The sequence below is a fragment of the Mameliella sp. LZ-28 genome (assembly GCF_012274245.1).
GTDB classification, from domain to species: Bacteria; Pseudomonadota; Alphaproteobacteria; order Rhodobacterales; family Rhodobacteraceae; genus Antarctobacter; species Antarctobacter albus.
This window is the reverse complement of the sequence record NZ_JAANYX010000026.1, coordinates 1-1,252: the sequence shown is the minus strand read 5'-3', so window position 1 is coordinate 1,252 and position 1,252 is coordinate 1. Positions and strand designations below refer to the sequence as shown.

Below are 1,252 nucleotides of genomic sequence, written 5' to 3'. Positions count from 1 at the left end.
TTTGACCTGCCCCCGCTGGTCCCTCACCGTAATGTAGGGTCTGCGCCAACACTGAAGGAGCAGACAATGCGAAAGAGCCGTTTCACCGAGGCGCAGATAATCGGGATGATCAAGGAACAGGAGGCTGGAATGTCGACCGCTGAGGTGTGCCGCAGGCATGGCCTGAGCACGGCGACGTTCTACAAGCTGAAGTCCAAATACGGCGGCATGGAGGTATCCGAGGCGGCTAGGCTGAAGGCGCTTGAGGATGAGAACGCCAAGCTCAAGCGCCTGCTGGCTGATACCATGCTAGACAATGTCGTGCTGAAGGACCTGCTGGGGAAGAGCTGACGACATTGACCAAGCGGCGAGACGCGGCGCTCCGGGTGATGGGGGATCATGACATCTCGCAGCGCCCGGCCTGTCGGCTGGTCGGTGTCGATCCCAAGACTGTCCGGCGAAACCGCCCGCCTGACAGCGCTGAGATCCGCAAGGAGATGCAGGAGATCGCTGGCAAGCGACGCAGGTTCGGTTATCGCCGGATCGGCGTCCTGTTGGAGCGCAAGGTCATGATCATCAACCACAAGAAGCTCTACCGCATCTACCGCGAGGAAGGGTTGTCGGTAAAATGGCGCCGCGGCCGGAAACGGGCGCGCGGCACCAGGACACCGCTACCGGTGGCCGCGCATCCCAATGCGCGTTGGTCCCTGGACTTCGTGTCTGACAGCTTCGGCGCCTCGCGGAAGTTCCGGATCCTGGCGGTGATCGACGACTGCACGCGGGAATGCCTGTGCCTCGTCGCGGACACCAGCCTGTCGGGCGCACGAGTGGCCCGGGAACTCAGCGCCCTGATCCGGATCTACGGCCAGCCTGGTTGCATCGTCAGCGACAACGGCACCGAGTTCACCAGTCGGGCTATCCTGAAATGGGCCGACGAGAACACGGTGCCGTGGCACTACATCGACCCGGGCAAGCCCCAGCAGAACGCCTTCATCGAAAGCTTCAACGGCGGCCTTCGCGATGAACTCTTGAACGAAGAGATCTTCGACAGCCTCGACGATGCGCGGCGCAAGCTGGCCTTGTGGCGCTACGACTACAACACGGTCAGGCCACACTCGTCGCTTGGCAACCAGACACCGCAGCAAGCGCGCCGAGCGCTTGAGCAATTTGAGGGCTCCGCGCCCGGCGCGCTTGCGCCAGACGGGAAACCGGAATACCCAAATCCGACCTGCAGACTCTCGTTATGAATGAGGGACCAGCGGGGCGCAGGTCA

At 62.5% G+C, this 1,252-nt stretch carries 1 protein-coding gene; it reads left to right on the top strand.

Features of this window, described 5'->3' with window-relative positions; translation table 11 throughout:
* Positions 1-66: 66 nt before the first annotated feature.
* A protein-coding gene (locus G9Q80_RS15265; RefSeq protein WP_246870535.1) for an IS3 family transposase occupies positions 67-1,226 on the top strand; the annotation gives its coding sequence in 2 pieces (ribosomal slippage) (positions 67-322 and positions 322-1,226; 1,161 coding nt in all).
* Positions 1,227-1,252 lie beyond the last annotated feature (26 nt).